Source organism: Streptomyces sp. NPDC029164 (assembly GCF_055563995.1).
In genome coordinates this window covers 60,896-76,777 of sequence record NZ_JBVHWW010000011.1, presented here as the reverse complement: position 1 = coordinate 76,777, position 15,882 = coordinate 60,896, and the positions used below count along the sequence as shown (strand labels likewise).

The 15,882-nt window shown below is 69.7% G+C and carries 17 protein-coding genes; 12 read left to right on the top strand and 5 right to left on the bottom strand.

Annotated elements, in window-relative coordinates:
* Nucleotides 1-156: 156 nt before the first annotated feature.
* The 3 genes from ACZ4VT_RS13030 to ACZ4VT_RS13020 are packed head-to-tail and all read right to left on the bottom strand — an operon-like array spanning nucleotide 157 to nucleotide 1,488.
* Entirely contained in the window at nucleotides 157-375 is a 219-nt protein-coding gene (locus tag ACZ4VT_RS13030) for a MerR family transcriptional regulator (protein WP_467949043.1), read from the bottom strand.
* Nucleotides 372-1,124, bottom strand: a complete 753-nt coding sequence (locus ACZ4VT_RS13025) for a hypothetical protein (protein ID WP_467949041.1) — start codon at nucleotides 1,122-1,124, stop codon at nucleotides 372-374. The genes ACZ4VT_RS13030 and ACZ4VT_RS13025 overlap by 4 nt, the downstream gene beginning before the upstream one ends.
* The gene (locus ACZ4VT_RS13020; RefSeq protein ID WP_467949039.1) at nucleotides 1,075-1,488 is read right to left on the bottom strand and encodes a WhiB family transcriptional regulator; all 414 of its coding nucleotides are present in this window, start codon (nucleotides 1,486-1,488) and stop codon (nucleotides 1,075-1,077) included. Before ACZ4VT_RS13020 ends, ACZ4VT_RS13025 begins: the two co-directional genes overlap by 50 nt.
* A 191-nt stretch (nucleotides 1,489-1,679) precedes the next feature.
* On the opposite strand from ACZ4VT_RS13020, the gene ACZ4VT_RS13015 reads away from it, so the two are divergent.
* From ACZ4VT_RS13015 to tuf, 5 genes are all read left to right on the top strand, one after another.
* Complete coding sequence (locus ACZ4VT_RS13015; RefSeq protein WP_467949037.1) at nucleotides 1,680-2,141, top strand: helix-turn-helix domain-containing protein; 462 nt, start codon at nucleotides 1,680-1,682, stop codon at nucleotides 2,139-2,141.
* Nucleotides 2,142-2,467: 326 nt separating this feature from the next.
* Nucleotides 2,468-2,839 (top strand): 30S ribosomal protein S12, encoded by a 372-nt coding sequence (gene rpsL, locus ACZ4VT_RS13010; protein WP_007265893.1) that lies wholly within the window; start codon nucleotides 2,468-2,470, stop codon nucleotides 2,837-2,839.
* 2 nt (nucleotides 2,840-2,841) lie between these two features.
* Nucleotides 2,842-3,312: a 30S ribosomal protein S7 gene (gene rpsG, locus ACZ4VT_RS13005; RefSeq protein WP_007265894.1), complete on the top strand. Its 471-nt coding sequence runs from the start codon at nucleotides 2,842-2,844 to the stop codon at nucleotides 3,310-3,312.
* A gap of 39 nt (nucleotides 3,313-3,351) precedes the next feature.
* Nucleotides 3,352-5,484 (top strand): elongation factor G, encoded by a 2,133-nt coding sequence (gene fusA, locus ACZ4VT_RS13000; protein ID WP_467949035.1) that lies wholly within the window; start codon nucleotides 3,352-3,354, stop codon nucleotides 5,482-5,484.
* A gap of 146 nt (nucleotides 5,485-5,630) precedes the next feature.
* The gene (tuf, locus tag ACZ4VT_RS12995) at nucleotides 5,631-6,824 is read left to right on the top strand and encodes an elongation factor Tu (RefSeq protein ID WP_031146566.1); all 1,194 of its coding nucleotides are present in this window, start codon (nucleotides 5,631-5,633) and stop codon (nucleotides 6,822-6,824) included.
* 179 nt (nucleotides 6,825-7,003) lie between these two features.
* Here the strand turns inward: tuf and rfbC are convergent, their stop codons facing one another.
* Together rfbC and rfbA are read right to left on the bottom strand one after the other, a co-directional pair.
* Nucleotides 7,004-7,603, bottom strand: coding sequence for a dTDP-4-dehydrorhamnose 3,5-epimerase (gene rfbC, locus ACZ4VT_RS12990; RefSeq protein ID WP_351592938.1), 600 nt, complete (start codon nucleotides 7,601-7,603; stop codon nucleotides 7,004-7,006).
* On the bottom strand, nucleotides 7,600-8,475 hold the full coding sequence (rfbA, locus tag ACZ4VT_RS12985; protein ID WP_319725466.1) for a glucose-1-phosphate thymidylyltransferase RfbA: 876 nt from the start codon (nucleotides 8,473-8,475) through the stop codon (nucleotides 7,600-7,602). Before rfbA ends, rfbC begins: the two co-directional genes overlap by 4 nt.
* An 81-nt stretch (nucleotides 8,476-8,556) precedes the next feature.
* On the opposite strand from rfbA, the gene rfbB reads away from it, so the two are divergent.
* The 7 genes from rfbB (at nucleotide 8,557) to ACZ4VT_RS12950 (ending at nucleotide 15,765) form a co-directional block, all read left to right on the top strand.
* Nucleotides 8,557-9,534 carry a dTDP-glucose 4,6-dehydratase gene (gene rfbB / locus ACZ4VT_RS12980; protein WP_467949032.1) on the top strand — a complete coding sequence of 326 codons (978 nt, stop codon included), beginning with the start codon at nucleotides 8,557-8,559 and terminating at the stop codon, nucleotides 9,532-9,534.
* On the top strand, nucleotides 9,531-10,451 hold the full coding sequence (gene rfbD, locus ACZ4VT_RS12975) for a dTDP-4-dehydrorhamnose reductase (RefSeq protein WP_467949031.1): 921 nt from the start codon (nucleotides 9,531-9,533) through the stop codon (nucleotides 10,449-10,451). Before rfbB ends, rfbD begins: the two co-directional genes overlap by 4 nt.
* A complete protein-coding gene (locus ACZ4VT_RS12970; RefSeq protein WP_467949029.1) occupies nucleotides 10,448-11,782 on the top strand; it encodes a lipopolysaccharide biosynthesis protein in 1,335 nt (444 codons plus the stop codon). The genes rfbD and ACZ4VT_RS12970 overlap by 4 nt, the downstream gene beginning before the upstream one ends.
* Before the next feature lie 68 nt (nucleotides 11,783-11,850).
* Nucleotides 11,851-12,540 carry a glycosyltransferase family 2 protein gene (locus ACZ4VT_RS12965; protein ID WP_351290792.1) on the top strand — a complete coding sequence of 230 codons (690 nt, stop codon included), beginning with the start codon at nucleotides 11,851-11,853 and terminating at the stop codon, nucleotides 12,538-12,540.
* Nucleotides 12,537-12,980, top strand: a complete 444-nt coding sequence (locus ACZ4VT_RS12960) for a DUF2304 family protein (RefSeq protein WP_467949027.1) — start codon at nucleotides 12,537-12,539, stop codon at nucleotides 12,978-12,980. Before ACZ4VT_RS12965 ends, ACZ4VT_RS12960 begins: the two co-directional genes overlap by 4 nt.
* Nucleotides 12,981-12,986: 6 nt before the next feature.
* Nucleotides 12,987-13,886 (top strand): glycosyltransferase family 2 protein, encoded by a 900-nt coding sequence (locus ACZ4VT_RS12955; protein WP_467949025.1) that lies wholly within the window; start codon nucleotides 12,987-12,989, stop codon nucleotides 13,884-13,886.
* A gap of 31 nt (nucleotides 13,887-13,917) precedes the next feature.
* Entirely contained in the window at nucleotides 13,918-15,765 is a 1,848-nt protein-coding gene (locus tag ACZ4VT_RS12950) for a hypothetical protein (protein WP_467949024.1), read from the top strand.
* Nucleotides 15,766-15,882: the final 117 nt, after the last annotated feature.

The window sequence follows — 15,882 nt, the reverse complement described above, 5'->3', positions numbered from 1 at the left end:
TCCCCCTACGCCTTCCCGTACGGGCGCCGGGCGCGGCCGCGGGCCGGGCCCGCACCGGACCTGGGGCCCGGAACGCCGGATGCCCGGCCTCCGTGGGGAGGCCGGGCATCAGGGGTGGAGCGGGAAGGGGAGGAGGCGGACCGGGCCCGTCGGGGGTCAGACGGCCGGACCGCCGGGCCGCGGGACCGGCGGGCGCCGGCTGGCCGTGCGCTCGGCCGCGAACACGTCCTCCAGCCGGAACAGCTGCGCACGTCCCGCCTTGCCGGCCGCGGTGAGCCGGCCGAGCTGGACCCACTTGCGGATGGTGGCGGGGGCGACCCCGGCCTCCTGGGCGGCCACCGGGCCCGGGACGAGGGCGGGGAGCGGAGCGATCACGGGTGCGTGCCTTCCATCGCGGCGTCGAGTTCCTCCGTACGGCAGCCCGACTCGGCGGCCAGCGCGGCCCACTCGGTCTCGGGCCACAGGTGGCGGTAGGCGGGGTCGTCGTGGCAGCCGCAGTCGGGGACCGCGCACCGGCAGGCCGGGTTCACGCACAGCACGGCCCGGCGGTCGGGGAAGGCGCGCAGCGAGACCGAGTCGCACCAGGGGCAGCGGCCGGACACCCGCACCACCTGCTCGCTGTCCCCCAGTGCGCGGGCACAGCGCCGGGCCATGCGGCGCGTCTCGTCGCGTACGTGCCGTGCCAGTACGGGCTGGGCCTCGATCGCGTCCAGCAGCCCGGCCAGGCGGCGCAGCCGCTCCGGCACCGGGGCCCGGCGGGGCCGCGGGATGCCGAGCCGGGCGCACACGGCCTCCTCCAGCTCGACCACGCCGTCGGTGATGTCCCGGATGGTGTCGGAGACGTGCAGGCGGACCGGGGCGGAGCCGTGGCCGGGCACGGCCAGGCCGTGTTCCTGCTGGAGGAGCAGGGCCTCGCGCCGCTCCACCCGGACGAGCTCGTCGTCGCGCGGGGTCCGGGGCGCGGGGACGTGGGAGGCGAAGGGGGCGGCGCGTCCGGGCGCCATTTCTTCGCAGAGGTCGGGGAAGTGGCGGATCAGCGAGGCGATCCACAGCGCGGTGTCACTGGTGCTGAGGTCAGGCACGGGAGCTCCCGGAGGGCGAGGTGAGGGCGGCGGGCCGGCCATTGCGCCACAGCCGGCCGCCGCAGACCCCGTCGAACCAGCTCTCGGCCGGGGCGACGGCCTCCTCGCACTCGCGCCGGACCGGGCAGGCGGCGCAGGCGCGCAGGGCCGGGGCCGCGACCTTGGCCCGCTTGGCGAAGACGACGTCGGGCGGGAGGTCGCCGCACGCGGCGGCGGCCTGCCAGGGCCAGGGCACGGCGGGCGGCTCCACGGGGCGTGCGGCGGCGGACCGCGCGGTGGCGGACCGTGCGGTGGCGGACCGTGCGGTGGCGGACCGTGCGGTGCCCGGCGGTGCGGTGGCCGGCTGTGCGGCGGTGAAGGGGAGGGGCGGGGTGAGGGGCGGGGCGAGGAACGGGGCAAGGGACATGGCGACTCCGCGAGGTGTGACGGCCGTGGCTCACGGCGGTCACACTGTGACAGGTTGCGTGCGAGCGCGCAATCAGAGGCTGTACGGCCTCAGTTGTGGTTGATTTGTGGAGGACGTAATTCCGTGCGCGCAAGCACGCTAAAGTGTGTTGTCATGGTGCGGACTGCGAACGGCGGACTGAGGAGCGGCACATGAGCACTCTCGAACTGGACGCGTTCGCGGCCTGGGTGGAAACCCTGATGCGGCAGCGCGGGTACGACATCGACAGCCCCCGGGGCGGCGGCAAGTCGAGGATCGCGGACGAGGCCGGGGTGCACCGCGCCGCCGTCACCCGGCTGCTCCAGCGGCAGAGCATGCCCGACCTCGAGACCATGCGCCGGATCGCCCCGCTGCTCGGCGTCTCGGTGCGCGACATGCTGATCCGCTCCGGCCGGGTGGCCCCGGAAGAGCTCCCGCTGGCCTCCCCGGAGCCGGCCCCGGGCGGCCGGCAGCCCACCATCGAGGACTTCGCCCAGTGGCTGGGCGTCCCCGAGGCCCGCCGCGCGGTCTTCGTCAAGGTGGTCAGCCAGTTCCTGGAGCCGGACGGCGCCGACGGCGAGGTGCCCGCCGAGGCGGCGACCGCCGCCGAGGCCCGCCGCCGCGCGCGGGACTGACCCCGGACCCGGTGGGGCCGGGCGGGACCGTTGCGGCGTCCGGGTTCCGGCAGAAGTCCATGCGTCCCGCTTGCGCGCAGTCGGTTTTCGTGCTGGGCATTTGTTTTGACCTACCTCTGTGAGGTAGGTACGCTCTGACCTTGTGCCTGGGGTGTGCCCTGGCTCTCGCGTGTGCATAAGACCCCGCGGAGAGTCGAGAAGAACACACCGTGATCTGTGCCTGCCTCACCTCGGTGAGAGCGTGCAGCATCCGACACACCCGACCGCGTGGGTCGGGGGAGTTCCAGGTTAGTTTCACTACACGGCACACAGAAACCGGAGAAGTAGTGCCTACGATCCAGCAGCTGGTCCGTAAGGGCCGGCAGGACAAGGTCGAGAAGACAAAGACCCCCGCGCTTGAGGCTTCGCCCCAGCGTCGCGGCGTCTGCACGCGTGTGTTCACGACCACCCCGAAGAAGCCGAACTCGGCGCTCCGTAAGGTCGCGCGTGTGCGTCTGACCTCCGGCATCGAGGTCACCGCTTACATTCCGGGTGAGGGACACAACCTGCAGGAGCACTCGATCGTGCTCGTGCGTGGTGGCCGTGTGAAGGACCTGCCGGGTGTTCGTTACAAGATCATCCGCGGTGCGCTTGACACCCAGGCTGTCAAGAACCGCAAGCAGGCCCGCAGCCGCTACGGCGCCAAGAAGGAGAAGTAAGAATGCCTCGTAAGGGCCCCGCCCCGAAGCGCCCGGTCATCATCGACCCGGTCTACGCATCTCCTCTGGTGACGTCGCTCATCAACAAGATCCTCCTGAACGGCAAGCGCTCCACCGCCGAGCGCATCGTTTACGGCGCCATGGAAGGCCTCCGCGAGAAGACCGGCAACGACCCGGTCATCACGCTGAAGCGCGCGCTGGAGAACGTCAAGCCGTCCCTCGAGGTCAAGTCCCGCCGTGTCGGTGGCGCGACCTACCAGGTCCCCGTCGAGGTCAAGCCGGGTCGCCAGTCGACCCTGGCCCTCCGCTGGCTCGTGGGTTACTCCCGCGCCCGTCGTGAGAAGACCATGACCGAGCGCCTCATGAACGAGCTGCTCGACGCCTCCAACGGTCTTGGCGCTGCCGTCAAGAAGCGTGAGGACACGCACAAGATGGCCGAGTCCAACAAGGCCTTCGCGCACTACCGCTGGTAGTCCCAACCCACATCGAGACCGAGAGAAGACTGAGCCGATATGGCTACCACTTCGCTTGACCTGGCCAAGGTGCGCAACATCGGCATCATGGCTCACATCGACGCGGGCAAGACGACCACCACCGAGCGCATCCTGTTCTACACCGGTGTGTCTTACAAGATCGGTGAAGTCCACGACGGCGCTGCCACGATGGACTGGATGGAGCAGGAGCAGGAGCGCGGCATCACGATCACGTCCGCCGCGACGACCTGCCACTGGCCGCTCGAGGACGTCGACCACACCATCAACATCATCGACACCCCGGGTCACGTGGACTTCACCGTCGAGGTGGAGCGTTCGCTCCGCGTCCTCGACGGTGCCGTCACCGTGTTCGACGGTGTCGCCGGTGTGGAGCCGCAGTCCGAGACTGTCTGGCGTCAGGCGGACCGCTACGGCGTGCCGCGCATCTGCTTCGTCAACAAGCTCGACCGCACGGGCGCCGAGTTCCACCGCTGCGTCGACATGATCGAGAGCCGCCTCGGCGCGATCCCGATCGTCATGCAGCTCCCGATCGGTGCCGAGGCCGACTTCCAGGGTGTCGTCGACCTCGTCACGATGAAGGCGTTCGTCTGGTCCGCCGAGGCGACCAAGGGCGAGATGTACGACATCGTCGACATCCCGGCCACGCACGCCGAGGCCGCTGAAGAGTGGCGCGGCAAGCTGGTCGAGACCGTCGCCGAGAACGACGACGAGATCATGGAGCTGTTCCTGGAGGGCAACGAGCCCTCCGTCGAGCAGCTGCACGCCGCCGTCCGTCGCATCATCCTCGGCTCCGGCAAGGGCAAGGGCGAGCCCACGATCACCGCGGTGTTCTGTGGCACGGCGTTCAAGAACAAGGGCGTTCAGCCCCTGCTCGACGCTGTCGTCCGCTACCTGCCGTCCCCCCTGGACATCGAGGCCATCGAGGGCCACGACGTCAAGGACCCCGAGGTCGTCGTGAAGCGCAAGCCTTCCGACGAGGAGCCGCTCGCGGCGCTGGCGTTCAAGATCATGAGCGACCCGCACCTCGGCAAGCTCACCTTCGTCCGGGTTTACTCGGGCCGCCTGGAGGCCGGCACTGCGGTGCTGAACTCCGTCAAGGGCAAGAAGGAGCGCATCGGCAAGATCTACCGCATGCACGCGAACAAGCGTGAGGAGATCGACTCGGTGGGCGCCGGCGACATCGTCGCGGTCATGGGCCTGAAGCAGACCACCACCGGTGAGACGCTGTGTGACGACAAGAACCAGGTGATCCTGGAGTCCATGGACTTCCCGGCCCCGGTCATCCAGGTCGCCATCGAGCCCAAGTCCAAGGGTGACCAGGAGAAGCTGGGTGTCGCCATCCAGCGTCTCGCGGAGGAGGACCCCTCCTTCCACGTTCACTCGGACGAGGAGACGGGCCAGACCATCCTCGGCGGTATGGGCGAGCTGCACCTCGAGGTGCTGGTCGACCGTATGAAGCGCGAGTTCAAGGTCGAGGCCAACGTCGGCAAGCCGCAGGTCGCGTACCGCGAGACGATCCGCAAGGCCGTCGAGCGTCACGACTACACCCACAAGAAGCAGACCGGTGGTACCGGTCAGTTCGCCAAGGTGCAGATCGCGATCGAGCCCATCACCGAGGCCGACGGTCCGGCGTACGAGTTCGTGAACAAGGTCACCGGTGGCCGCGTCCCGAAGGAGTACATCCCTTCGGTCGACGCCGGTGCGCAGGAGGCCATGCAGTTCGGCATCCTGGCGGGCTACGAGATGACGGGCGTTCGCGTCACGCTTCTCGACGGTGGCTACCACGAGGTCGACTCCTCCGAGCTCGCGTTCAAGATCGCCGGCTCGCAGGCCTTCAAGGAGGCCGCGCGCAAGGCTTCTCCCGTGCTCCTTGAGCCGATGATGGCCGTTGAGGTCACCACGCCCGAGGACTACATGGGTGACGTCATCGGTGACATCAACTCCCGCCGTGGCCAGATCCAGGCCATGGAGGAGCGTCACGGTGCTCGCGTCGTGAAGGGCCTCGTGCCCCTTTCGGAGATGTTCGGCTACGTCGGAGACCTCCGCAGCAAGACCTCGGGTCGCGCCAGCTACTCGATGCAGTTCGACTCCTACGCCGAGGTTCCCCGGAACGTCGCTGAGGAGATCATCGCGAAGGCCAAGGGCGAGTAACTCTTCCGAGTACACGCTTTAGGCTTGTCACCGGAACCTCTGGGGCAACAGGAGTAACTCCCGTTGCCCCCGGGGGCCGGCATTCCAGCAAAGATCACCTGGCGCCGATGAGTAAGGCGTACAGAACCACTCTCCAGGAGGACCCCGTGGCGAAGGCGAAGTTCGAGCGGACTAAGCCGCACGTCAACATCGGCACCATCGGTCACATTGACCACGGTAAGACGACCCTCACGGCCGCCATTACCAAGGTGCTGCACGACGCGTACCCGGACCTGAACGAGGCCTCGGCCTTCGACCAGATCGACAAGGCTCCTGAGGAGCGCCAGCGCGGTATCACCATCTCCATCGCGCACGTCGAGTACCAGACCGAGGCGCGTCACTACGCCCACGTCGACTGCCCGGGTCACGCGGACTACATCAAGAACATGATCACCGGTGCCGCGCAGATGGACGGTGCCATCCTCGTGGTCGCCGCCACCGACGGCCCGATGCCGCAGACCAAGGAGCACGTGCTCCTGGCCCGCCAGGTCGGCGTCCCCTACATCGTCGTCGCCCTGAACAAGGCCGACATGGTGGACGACGAGGAGATCCTGGAGCTCGTCGAGCTCGAGGTCCGTGAGCTGCTCTCCGAGTACGAGTTCCCGGGCGACGACCTGCCGGTCGTCCGCGTCTCCGCGCTGAAGGCCCTCGAGGGCGACAAGGAGTGGGGCGAGAAGCTTCTCGGCCTCATGGCCGCCGTCGACGAGGCCATCCCGACCCCGCCGCGTGACACCGAGAAGCCGTTCCTCATGCCCGTCGAGGACGTCTTCACGATCACCGGTCGCGGTACGGTCGTCACCGGCCGTATCGAGCGTGGTGTCCTGAAGGTCAACGAGACCGTCGACATCATCGGTATCAAGGAAGAGAAGACCACCACCACGGTCACCGGTATCGAGATGTTCCGCAAGCTCCTCGACGAGGGCCAGGCGGGCGAGAACGTCGGTCTGCTCCTCCGTGGCATCAAGCGCGAGGACGTCGAGCGCGGCCAGGTCATCATCAAGCCCGGTTCGGTCACCCCGCACACCGAGTTCGAGGCCCAGGCCTACATCCTGTCGAAGGACGAGGGTGGCCGTCACACCCCCTTCTTCAACAACTACCGTCCGCAGTTCTACTTCCGTACCACGGACGTCACGGGTGTCGTCACCCTGCCGGCCGGCACGGAGATGGTCATGCCGGGCGACAACACCGAGATGACGGTCGCGCTGATCCAGCCGGTCGCCATGGAGGAGGGCCTGAAGTTCGCCATCCGTGAGGGTGGTCGTACCGTGGGCGCCGGCCAGGTCACCAAGATCTCGAAGTAATTCGGGTTCTGACCTGGTAGCTCGCTGAAGCGGGCACCAAGTTGCACTGAAGGGCCCCGGCCCATCGCCTCGGCGGTGGGACGGGGCCCTTCGGCGTCACGGTTCCGCGCGCCCGCCCGGATACGGAAGAGGGCCGCACCCCCGGACGGGGTGCGGCCCTCTCTCGTAGGTGCGGTGGGTCAGTTCACGCGCAGGGACTCGGTGAACTCCAGGCAGGCGGCGTGGTCGGGCAGCAGCCCGGTCTCGATCGCCTCGGCCAGCGACGGGGCGGCCTCGTCGCGGGCGGACAGCTGCGGGACGTCCGCCGGCCACTCGATGCCCAGGTCGGGGTCGAGGGGGTGGACCGAGTGCTCGCCGGTCGGGTTGTACGTCTCCGAGCAGAGGTACGAGAGCGTGGCGTCGTCGCTCAGCGCGCAGAAGCCGTGGCCCAGGCCCTCGGGGATGTAGACCGCGCGGCGGTCCACGTCGTCCAGGCGGACGCCTTCCCACTTGCCGAAGGTGGGGGAGCCGACCCGCAGGTCGACGATGACGTCGAGCACGGCGCCGCGCACGCAGGTCACGTACTTGGCCTGGCCGCGCGGCACGTCGGCGAAGTGGATGCCGCGGACCACGCCCGCGGAGGAGACCGAGAGGTTCGCCTGCGCCAGGTTCAGCGGGTGCCCGACGACCTCGGCCAGCCGGTCGAAGCGGTACCACTCGGTGAACAGGCCGCGCGGGTCGCCGTGCAGCTGCGGGGTGACCTCGAAGGCACCCGCTATGGAGAGTTCGCGGAACTTCATCGGGCGTCCTCCTCGTCGAGCAGCGTCAACAGGTAGTTGCCGTAGCCGCTCTTGGTGAGGGGCTCGGCGAGCGCGCGCAGCTGCGCCGAGTCGATCAGGCCGGCCCGCCAGGCCGCCTCCTCGATGCAGCCGATCTTGAAGCCCTGGCGCTCCTCGATCACGCGGACGAACTCGGAGGCCTGGACCATCGACACGAAGGTGCCGGTGTCCAGCCAGGCGGTACCGCGGTCGAGGATCGTGACGTTCAGCTCGCCGGCCTGGAGGTACGCGTCGTTGACGGCGGTGATCTCCAGCTCCCCGCGGGCGCTGGGCTTCAGGCCGCGGGCGATCTCGACGACCTGGTTGTCGTAGAAGTAGAGACCCGGCACCGCGTAGCGGGACTTGGGCTTCTCCGGCTTCTCCTCGATGGAGATGGCCTGGCCGTTCTCGTCGAACTCGACCACGCCGTACGCCGTGGGGTCCGCCACCGGGTACGCGAACACGCGGCCGCCCTTGGCGCCGGTGTGCTGGGCGAGGCGGGTGCCGAGGCCACTGCCGTGGAAGATGTTGTCGCCGAGGATCAGCGCGACGGACTCGTCACCGATGAAGTCGGCGCCGAGGACGAAGGCCTGGGCGATGCCCTCCGGGCGCTCCTGGACGGCGTACTCCAGCCGCAGGCCGAACTGCGAACCGTCGCCGAGCAGCCGCTCGAACTGGTCGCGGTCTTCGGGGGTGGTGATGATCAGGATTTCGCTGATGCCCGCCATCACCAGGGTGGAGAGGGGGTAATAGATCATCGGCTTGTCGAAGACGGGCAGCAACTGCTTCGAGACGGCCCGGGTCAACGGCCAGAGTCGCGATCCGGTGCCACCGGCCAAAAGGATTCCACGCATGGGTGAACCCTATGCGAGAGCGTGCGGGGGAGCCGAGCCAAGGGAATGTGACGTTCGGCAGGCCGCTAGACTCTTCGTATTATGCGCATCCTCGTGACCGGCGGCGCCGGCTTCATCGGTTCAGAATTCGTCCGCCAGCAGCTCGGTGCAGATGCCACGGCGCAGATCACTGTCTTCGACAAGCTGACCTACTCGGGCGTCGAGGCCAACCTCGCCCCGGTCGCGGATCACCCCGGATACACCTTCGTCAAGGGCGACATCTGCGACGCCGAGGCCGTCGACCAGGTGATGCCCGGCCACGACGTCGTCGTGCACTTCGCCGCCGAGTCCCACGTGGACCGCTCCATCGCCGGCGCGGGCCCCTTCGTGATGACCAACGTCGTCGGCACGCAGGTCCTCCTCGACTCCGCCCGCAAGCACGGCGTCGGCCGCTTCGTCCACATCTCCACCGACGAGGTCTACGGCTCGATCGACGAGGGCTCCTGGACGGAGGAGTGGCCGCTGGTGCCCAACTCCCCCTACTCCGCCTCCAAGGCGTCGTCCGACCTGCTGGCGCTGGCCTACCACCGCACCCACGGCATGGACGTGGTGGTCACCCGCTGCTCCAACAACTACGGGCACTACCAGTTCCCGGAGAAGGTCATCCCGCTGTTCGTCTCGAACCTGATGGACGGCAAGAAGGTCCCGCTGTACGGCAACGGCGGCAACGTCCGCGACTGGCTGCACGTCTCCGACCACTGCCGCGGCATCGACCTGGCCATGCGCAAGGGCCGCGCCGGCGAGGTCTACAACATCGGCGGCGGCACCGAGCTCACCAACAAGGACCTCACCGGCGTCCTGCTGGAGGCCGCCGGCCTCGGCTGGGAGATGGTCGAGCAGGTCGAGGACCGCAAGGGCCACGACCTCCGCTACTCCATCGACATCAGCAAGATCGGCGCCGAGCTGGGCTACACCCCGCAGGTCACCTTCGAGGACGGCATCAAGGCCACCATCGACTGGTACCGCGAGAACCGCGCCTGGTGGGAGCCGCTGAAGGCGAAGGCGGCCCTGCAGAAGTGAAGAAGAACCCGCGAGCCGGGCGCTGGCTCGTCACCGGCGCCGCCGGGATGCTCGGCCAGGACGTCCTGGCCGTACTGAAGGCCTCCGGGATCGAGGCCGTGGGCCTGCGCCGCGCCGACCTCGACATCACCGACCCGGCCGCCGTCCGGGCCGCGGTCGAGGGCGTCAGCGTGGTCGTGAACTGCGCCGCCTGGACCGACGTGGACGGCGCCGAGACCGCCGAGGAAGCCGCCACCGCCGTCAACGGCGCCGGCGTGCGCGTCCTCGCCGAGGCCTGTGCCGACGCCCACGTGCGCCTGCTGCACGTCTCCACCGACTACGTGCTGCCCGGCGACGCCTCGGAGCCGTACCGTGAGGACACCGCCACCGGGCCCGTGAACGCGTACGGCCGCTCCAAGCTGGTCGGCGAACAGGCCGTGACCGAACTGCTGCCGCAGGACGGCTACGTGGTCCGCACCGCCTGGCTGTACGGCGAGCACGGCCCCAACTTCGTCGCCACCATGCTGAAGCTGGCCGCCCAGCGGGACACCCTGGACGTCGTCGACGACCAGCACGGCCAGCCCACCTGGTCCTACGCGCTGGCCCGCCGGCTCGTCGAGCTCGGCGAGGCCGCCCTGAAGGGCTGGGCCATGGGCGGGCTCTACCACGGCACCGCGAGCGGCCGGACCACCTGGATGGGGCTCGCCCGCGAGACCTACCGGCTGAGCGGTCTCGACCCCGAGCGGATCCGGCCGACCACCTCCGAGGCGTTCGTCCGCCCCGCCGTCCGCCCCGCCTTCAGCGTGCTCGGGCACGACCGCTGGGACGAGGCGGGAATGGCGCCGCTCGCCGACTGGCGCGAACAGCTGGCCGAGGCCCTGGCCACCCCCGGCTTCGCCGCGCTGGCCGCACAGGCCCGGGACGGCGCCGCGGGATGAAAGCCCTGCTGAACAAGTTGAGCGCGGCGCTGCCGCCGGGCACCGTCGCGGTGGCCGGCGGCACCGTCGTGCTCGGCGCGGCCTCCTACGCCCACCTGGGCGTGGCCGGCCACAGCCTGTCCGACACGGGCTACGCGAACGTCTCGGTGCTGTGGACGATCGTGATGTCCATCGGCATCGGCATCTTCTTCCCGATGGAGCAGGAACTCACCCGGATCGTCTCCGCCCGTGTGGTCCTCGGCCAGGGCGCGGCCCCCGTACTGCGCCGGGCCGCCCTGCTCACCGCGGGCATCCTCGGCGCGACCCTGCTCGTCCTCGTCCTCGGCGCCGGATCCATCGCCGACCTGCTGTTCCACGGGGACCGCGCCCTGGTGGCGGCGCTCGGCAGCGCCTTCGCCGGCATGGCCCTGTGCTACCTCACCCGCGGTGTGCTGGCCGGCCTCGGCCTGTTCGGCGCGTACGGCACCCAGCTCGCCGTCGACGGCGGCCTGCGCATCGTGCTGGCCTTCGGCTGCGCCCTGCTCGGCCTGCACTCCGCACTGGCCTTCAGCCTCATCCTGGCCTTCGCGCCGGTCATCGCGACGCTGGTCACCCTGCCGGCGCTGCTGCGCGCCGTCGGGCCCGGCGAGCCGATCGCCTGGCGCGACCTGTGCAGCGGCCTCGGCCTGCTCGTCTGCGCGACCCTGCTGTCCCAGGTGGTCGTCAACGCGGCCGTCATGAGCACCAAGCTGCTGGCCCCCTCCGACAGCGCGCTGATCGCGGCGCTGATGAGCGCGACCGTGCTCGCGCGGGTGCCGCTCTTCGTCTTCGGCTCGCTCCAGGCCTCGCTGCTCAGCGGCCTCACCGCCGCGTTCACGGCCGGCGACCGGGTGGCGTTCTGGGCGATGCTGCGCCGGATCGCCATGGTCGTCGCCGCGCTCGGACTGCTCGGCGGCGTACCGGCCACGGTCCTCGGCCCCTGGCTCATCGAGGTGCTCTTCGGCACCGAGGACCCGGTGCTGGGCAGCTTCGACTTCTTCCTGCTGTCGGCCGGTACCGCGGCGTACATGTTCGCGATGGTCCTCGGACAGGCGCTCATGGTATTCAAGCGGCACAACCTGCAGCTGCTCTCCTGGGCCCTCGGCACGGCGGTCCTGGTGGGCATCACCTTGATACCGGGCGACGTGGCCGTGCGCGTGATCGTCGCCTACGCCCTCGGTTCGACCGCCACCGTCCTCGCTATGCTGGCAGCCCTCAGGCTGAGCTTCCCCGGAGCCGCCGCCGCAGCCGGTGAAGGCCCCCGGCAGCTGGCCGACACCGGCACCCCGGGCGTGGGAGCGGTCGGGAAATGACCATGCCGCACCACGACGTCACACCGATCACCGAGCACTCGTTTGTGCCACATCCCGCTGGAGCTACCGTGTCCCAATACGACGATGTCTGGCTGGTCATACCGGCCTATAACGAGGGCCAGGTGATCGCCGACGTGGTCGAGGGGGCCCGCAAGACGTTCCCCAACATCGTCGTCGTCGACGACGGCAGCACCGACGACTCGGCCAAGCACATAGCCACCACCGGCGCCCACCTCGTGCGCCACCCGGTCAACCTCGGCCAGGGCGCGGCCCTGCAGACCGGCCTCACCTACGCGCTCGCCCAGCCCGGCGCCCGCTACTTCGCCACCTTCGACGCCGACGGTCAGCACCAGACCAAGGACGTCGAGACGATGGTCGGCGTGCTCCGCCGCGACGAGGCCGACGTCGTGCTCGGCTCCCGCTTCATCGAGCAGAACGGCCAGGTGCCGTGGATCAAGCAGGTCGTGCTGCGCACGGCCGCCGCCGTCAGCCCGACCGCGCGCAAGCTCAAGCTCACGGACGCGCACAACGGTCTGCGCGTGCTCGGCCGGGAGGCCGCCGAGCAGCTGAACATCACCATGAACGGCATGGCCCACGCGTCCGAGCTCGTCGGTTTCCTCGCCGGCTCCACGCTGCGCGTCACCGAGGTACCGGTGGACATCCTCTACACCGACTACTCACGCGCCAAGGGTCAGTCCCTGATCAACGGCGTCAACATCCTTTTTGACATTTCGCTGCGGGAGCGTGGGCGTCGATGAAGTACTTCTGGATCCAGCTGCTCCTGATCGTCGGCTCGGTGTCGATGGCCCTGATGTTCATCCGGACCTGGGGCCAGGCGAAGAACCGGGCGTGGAAGCGCATCGCGTTCTCGGCCTTCGTCATCGTCAACGTCTACGCGGTGCTCCGCCCGACCGACGTCACCTGGCTCGCCCAGCAGCTCGGCGTCGGCCGCGGCACCGACCTGGTGCTGTACGTGATGGTGCTCGCGATGGGCTTCCTCACGCTCAACACCTTCCTGCGCTTCCGCTCCCTGGAGAAGAAGATCACCGACCTCGCCCGGACGGTGGCCATCAACGAGGGCGTCCGGCACAACGACGAGCGTCTGGGCCAGGACGCCGTCGTCGCGCAGGCGACCCCGGAATCCGCCGCCGGTGCCAAGGCCGAGGCCGGCGCAGGCTCCGACTCCGTGAAGGCCTGAAGCCGCATGGTGACCTTCGACTTCATGCTCCCCTACTACGGGGACGTGCAGCTGATGCAGGACGCCGTCCGCAGCGTCCTGGCGCAGACGGACCGGGACTTCCGCCTCGTCGTGATCGACGACGGCAAGGAGCCCGACGTACCCGGCTGGTTCGCACAGCTCGGTGACGACCGGGTCCACTACACGCGCAACGAGCAGAACCTCGGCATCACCAAGAACTTCCAGAAGTGCGTGCGGCTGTCCGAGGCCGACTACGTCGTCATCATGGGCTGCGACGACCTGCTGCACCCGCACTACCTGGAGACCGTGCGCGGGATCGTCGGGGCCCGGCCGGGCATCGGCATGGTCCAGCCCGGCGTCGAGGTCATCGACGGCGACGGCAAGGTGACCGCGGGCCTGGCGGACAACACCAAGAAGCGGCTGTACGCACCGCAGGTCAAGGGCCGCCGGCTGATGGCCGGTGAGGAGCTGGCCGCCAGCGTACTGCGCGGGAACTGGCTCTACTTCCCGTCGATCGCCTGGCGCGGCGAGGCCCTGCGCAAGGTGAACTTCCGCGACGACTACTCGGTGATCCAGGACCTCGCGCTCGTCGTCGACCTGCTCGAAGACGGCGAGGAGATGGTCATCGACAACTCCACCACGGTGTTCCAGTACCGCCGCCACGCGGTCAGCGAGTCCTCGGTGCAGGCCTTCTCGGGAACCCGCTTCGCCGAGGCCGAGCGGTACTTCGCCGCGGTCGCCGCGCGCATGGACGCCCGGGGCTGGCCGAAGGCGGCCCGCGCGGCGCGCTTCCACAGCGCCTCCCGTCTGCACGCGCTGACGATGCTCCCCGGAGCCCTGCGCCGCGGGCACAAGGAGGGCGCTCGTACGCTGGCGAAGCACGCCTTCACCTCCGGCCAGAACTGAGCCGACTCCGCCCACCATGAAACGGACTGAGATGACACACCTGGCCCCCGAGGAGGTCGGTGAGGCCGGCGCTCCGGCGCAGCGGCCTGCCGTACCGGCGCAAGGCACGAGCCACTTGTCCCGCTCGCGGAGCGAGGCGTGGCTGTCCCGGCGGTGGGTGCAGGCCCTGGCCGAGGTCGTCGTCAGTCTGGTGGCAGCCCTCGGGTTCACGCTGCTGAGCACGCACATCAGCGTGAACCCGCTCGTCCGCATCGGTCAGGTCAGCGGCCTCGCCAAGCTCCAGATGTACGCGGCCGTGCTCGGCCTGCCGCTGCTCGCGGTCCTGCTCTACACCGCCTACCGCGGCAACCTCGGCCGCCACCAGCTGGTCAAGCGCCTGGTGTGCGCCGCCCTGGCCGGCCTCGCCACCGGGGTGCTGGCCGGCGGCGTGGTCGTCGCCCTGCGCGGTACGCCCTGGGGCCTCGGCGGCCAGGAGGGCGACCCGAGCGCCCTGATCGCCATGGCCAACTCCTTCCTGCACGGCGAGGGTCCGTCGGGCATCTACCCGCCGCTCTTCCCCGGCCTGATGGCCGTCTGGGCGAAGCTTCGCTACGGCGTCGTCCCCGGCGGGACCGGGTTCGCCCTCAAGGACTTCCAGATCTTCTTCACCGCCATCGCGGGCCCGATGACGTACCTGGCCTGGCGGCTGCTGCTCCGGCCGTTCTGGGCGCTGCTGATCGCCGTGCCGTCGGCCATCCTCTTCATGGACCCGATCCGCCCGTACAGCCACGCCAGCATGCTCGTCCTGCTGCCGCTGCTCGGCTACACGCTGCGCGAGATGCGCCGCGCCGGTGAGCAGCCGCTGCGCCGGGTGCTGCTCCGCGGCGCGGTCCTCGGCCTCGTCTTCGGCGTGGTCTTCCTCTGGTACTCCGGCTGGTACGTCTGGGCCGCGCCCGGCGTGTTCCTGCTGGCGCTGTGCGTCTTCCCGTGGCGGGCCGGCAAGGCGGTGGTCAAGCGGACCGCCGCGTTCGTCGGCGCCACCCTGCTGACGGCCGGGATCGTGGGCGCCCCGCTGATCTACCAGATGGCCCGGCTCGGTTCCCAGACCCCGGACCGCTACGCCTTCCTGGCCGTGTACGTCGACCCGGCGTACGTCCTGGGCTGGGTGTCCGACCGCTCCGGCAAGCTGGAGTACCAGACCTGGCCGGTGGCCGGCGAGATGGCGGGCCAGAGCGGCTTCGCCCTGCTGCTGCTGTTCGCGGTGGGCCTGGGCGTCGGCCTGGCGCTGCGCAACATCATGGTCCTGACCGCCGCCGCCACGCTGGCCGGCGCCTGGCTGGCCCGCTTCTGGTTCGCCTCGCACATGGCGCACGACAAGGCCGTGCAGCTCTTCCCGCGCACCACCTGGATCATCATGTACTGCCTGATGATCCTGGCCGTCCTCGGCATGATGGCCGTGGTGAACCGGAGCTCCGGCTGGGCCGAGCGCACCCTGCGGCCGAGCGGCGCGGCCCCGGCCGCCCGCGTCGTGCCCCGGCGGGTCGTCGCGCAGCTCGCGGCCGGCATGGTGTGCGCGATCGCGCTGTTCGCCACGATGGGCGCGTCCTGGTCGGTCAACCGGTACATGCCGCAGTCCGACAACATGACGATGGGCATCGACGCCTGGCGGGCCCACACCATCAAGAAGGCGGACGGCACCTGCCCGCGCTTCGCGCCGGACAAGAAGAAGTGCGCGGACATCGTCACGAACGACTGGAAGCAGAACGCCGACGACGGCGAGATCTGGTGCGGTGGCATCGGTCCGCTGAACTGGCAGGCCGTCTGCGGGCGCAAGGCGCCGGCGTCGGAGCTGAAGAAGGAAGAGCAGGAGCAGAAGGAGAGGGAGAAGGCGAAGAAGTAGCCTTCGTCCCCATTCCGGACCCCCGTCCCGCGGTTCGCCGAGGGCCGGGGGTCCTCGCGTATCCGTACCCCTGTTCGCCCCAGACCGACCCCCGTGATCGGCGCGGCGCCGGCGGCC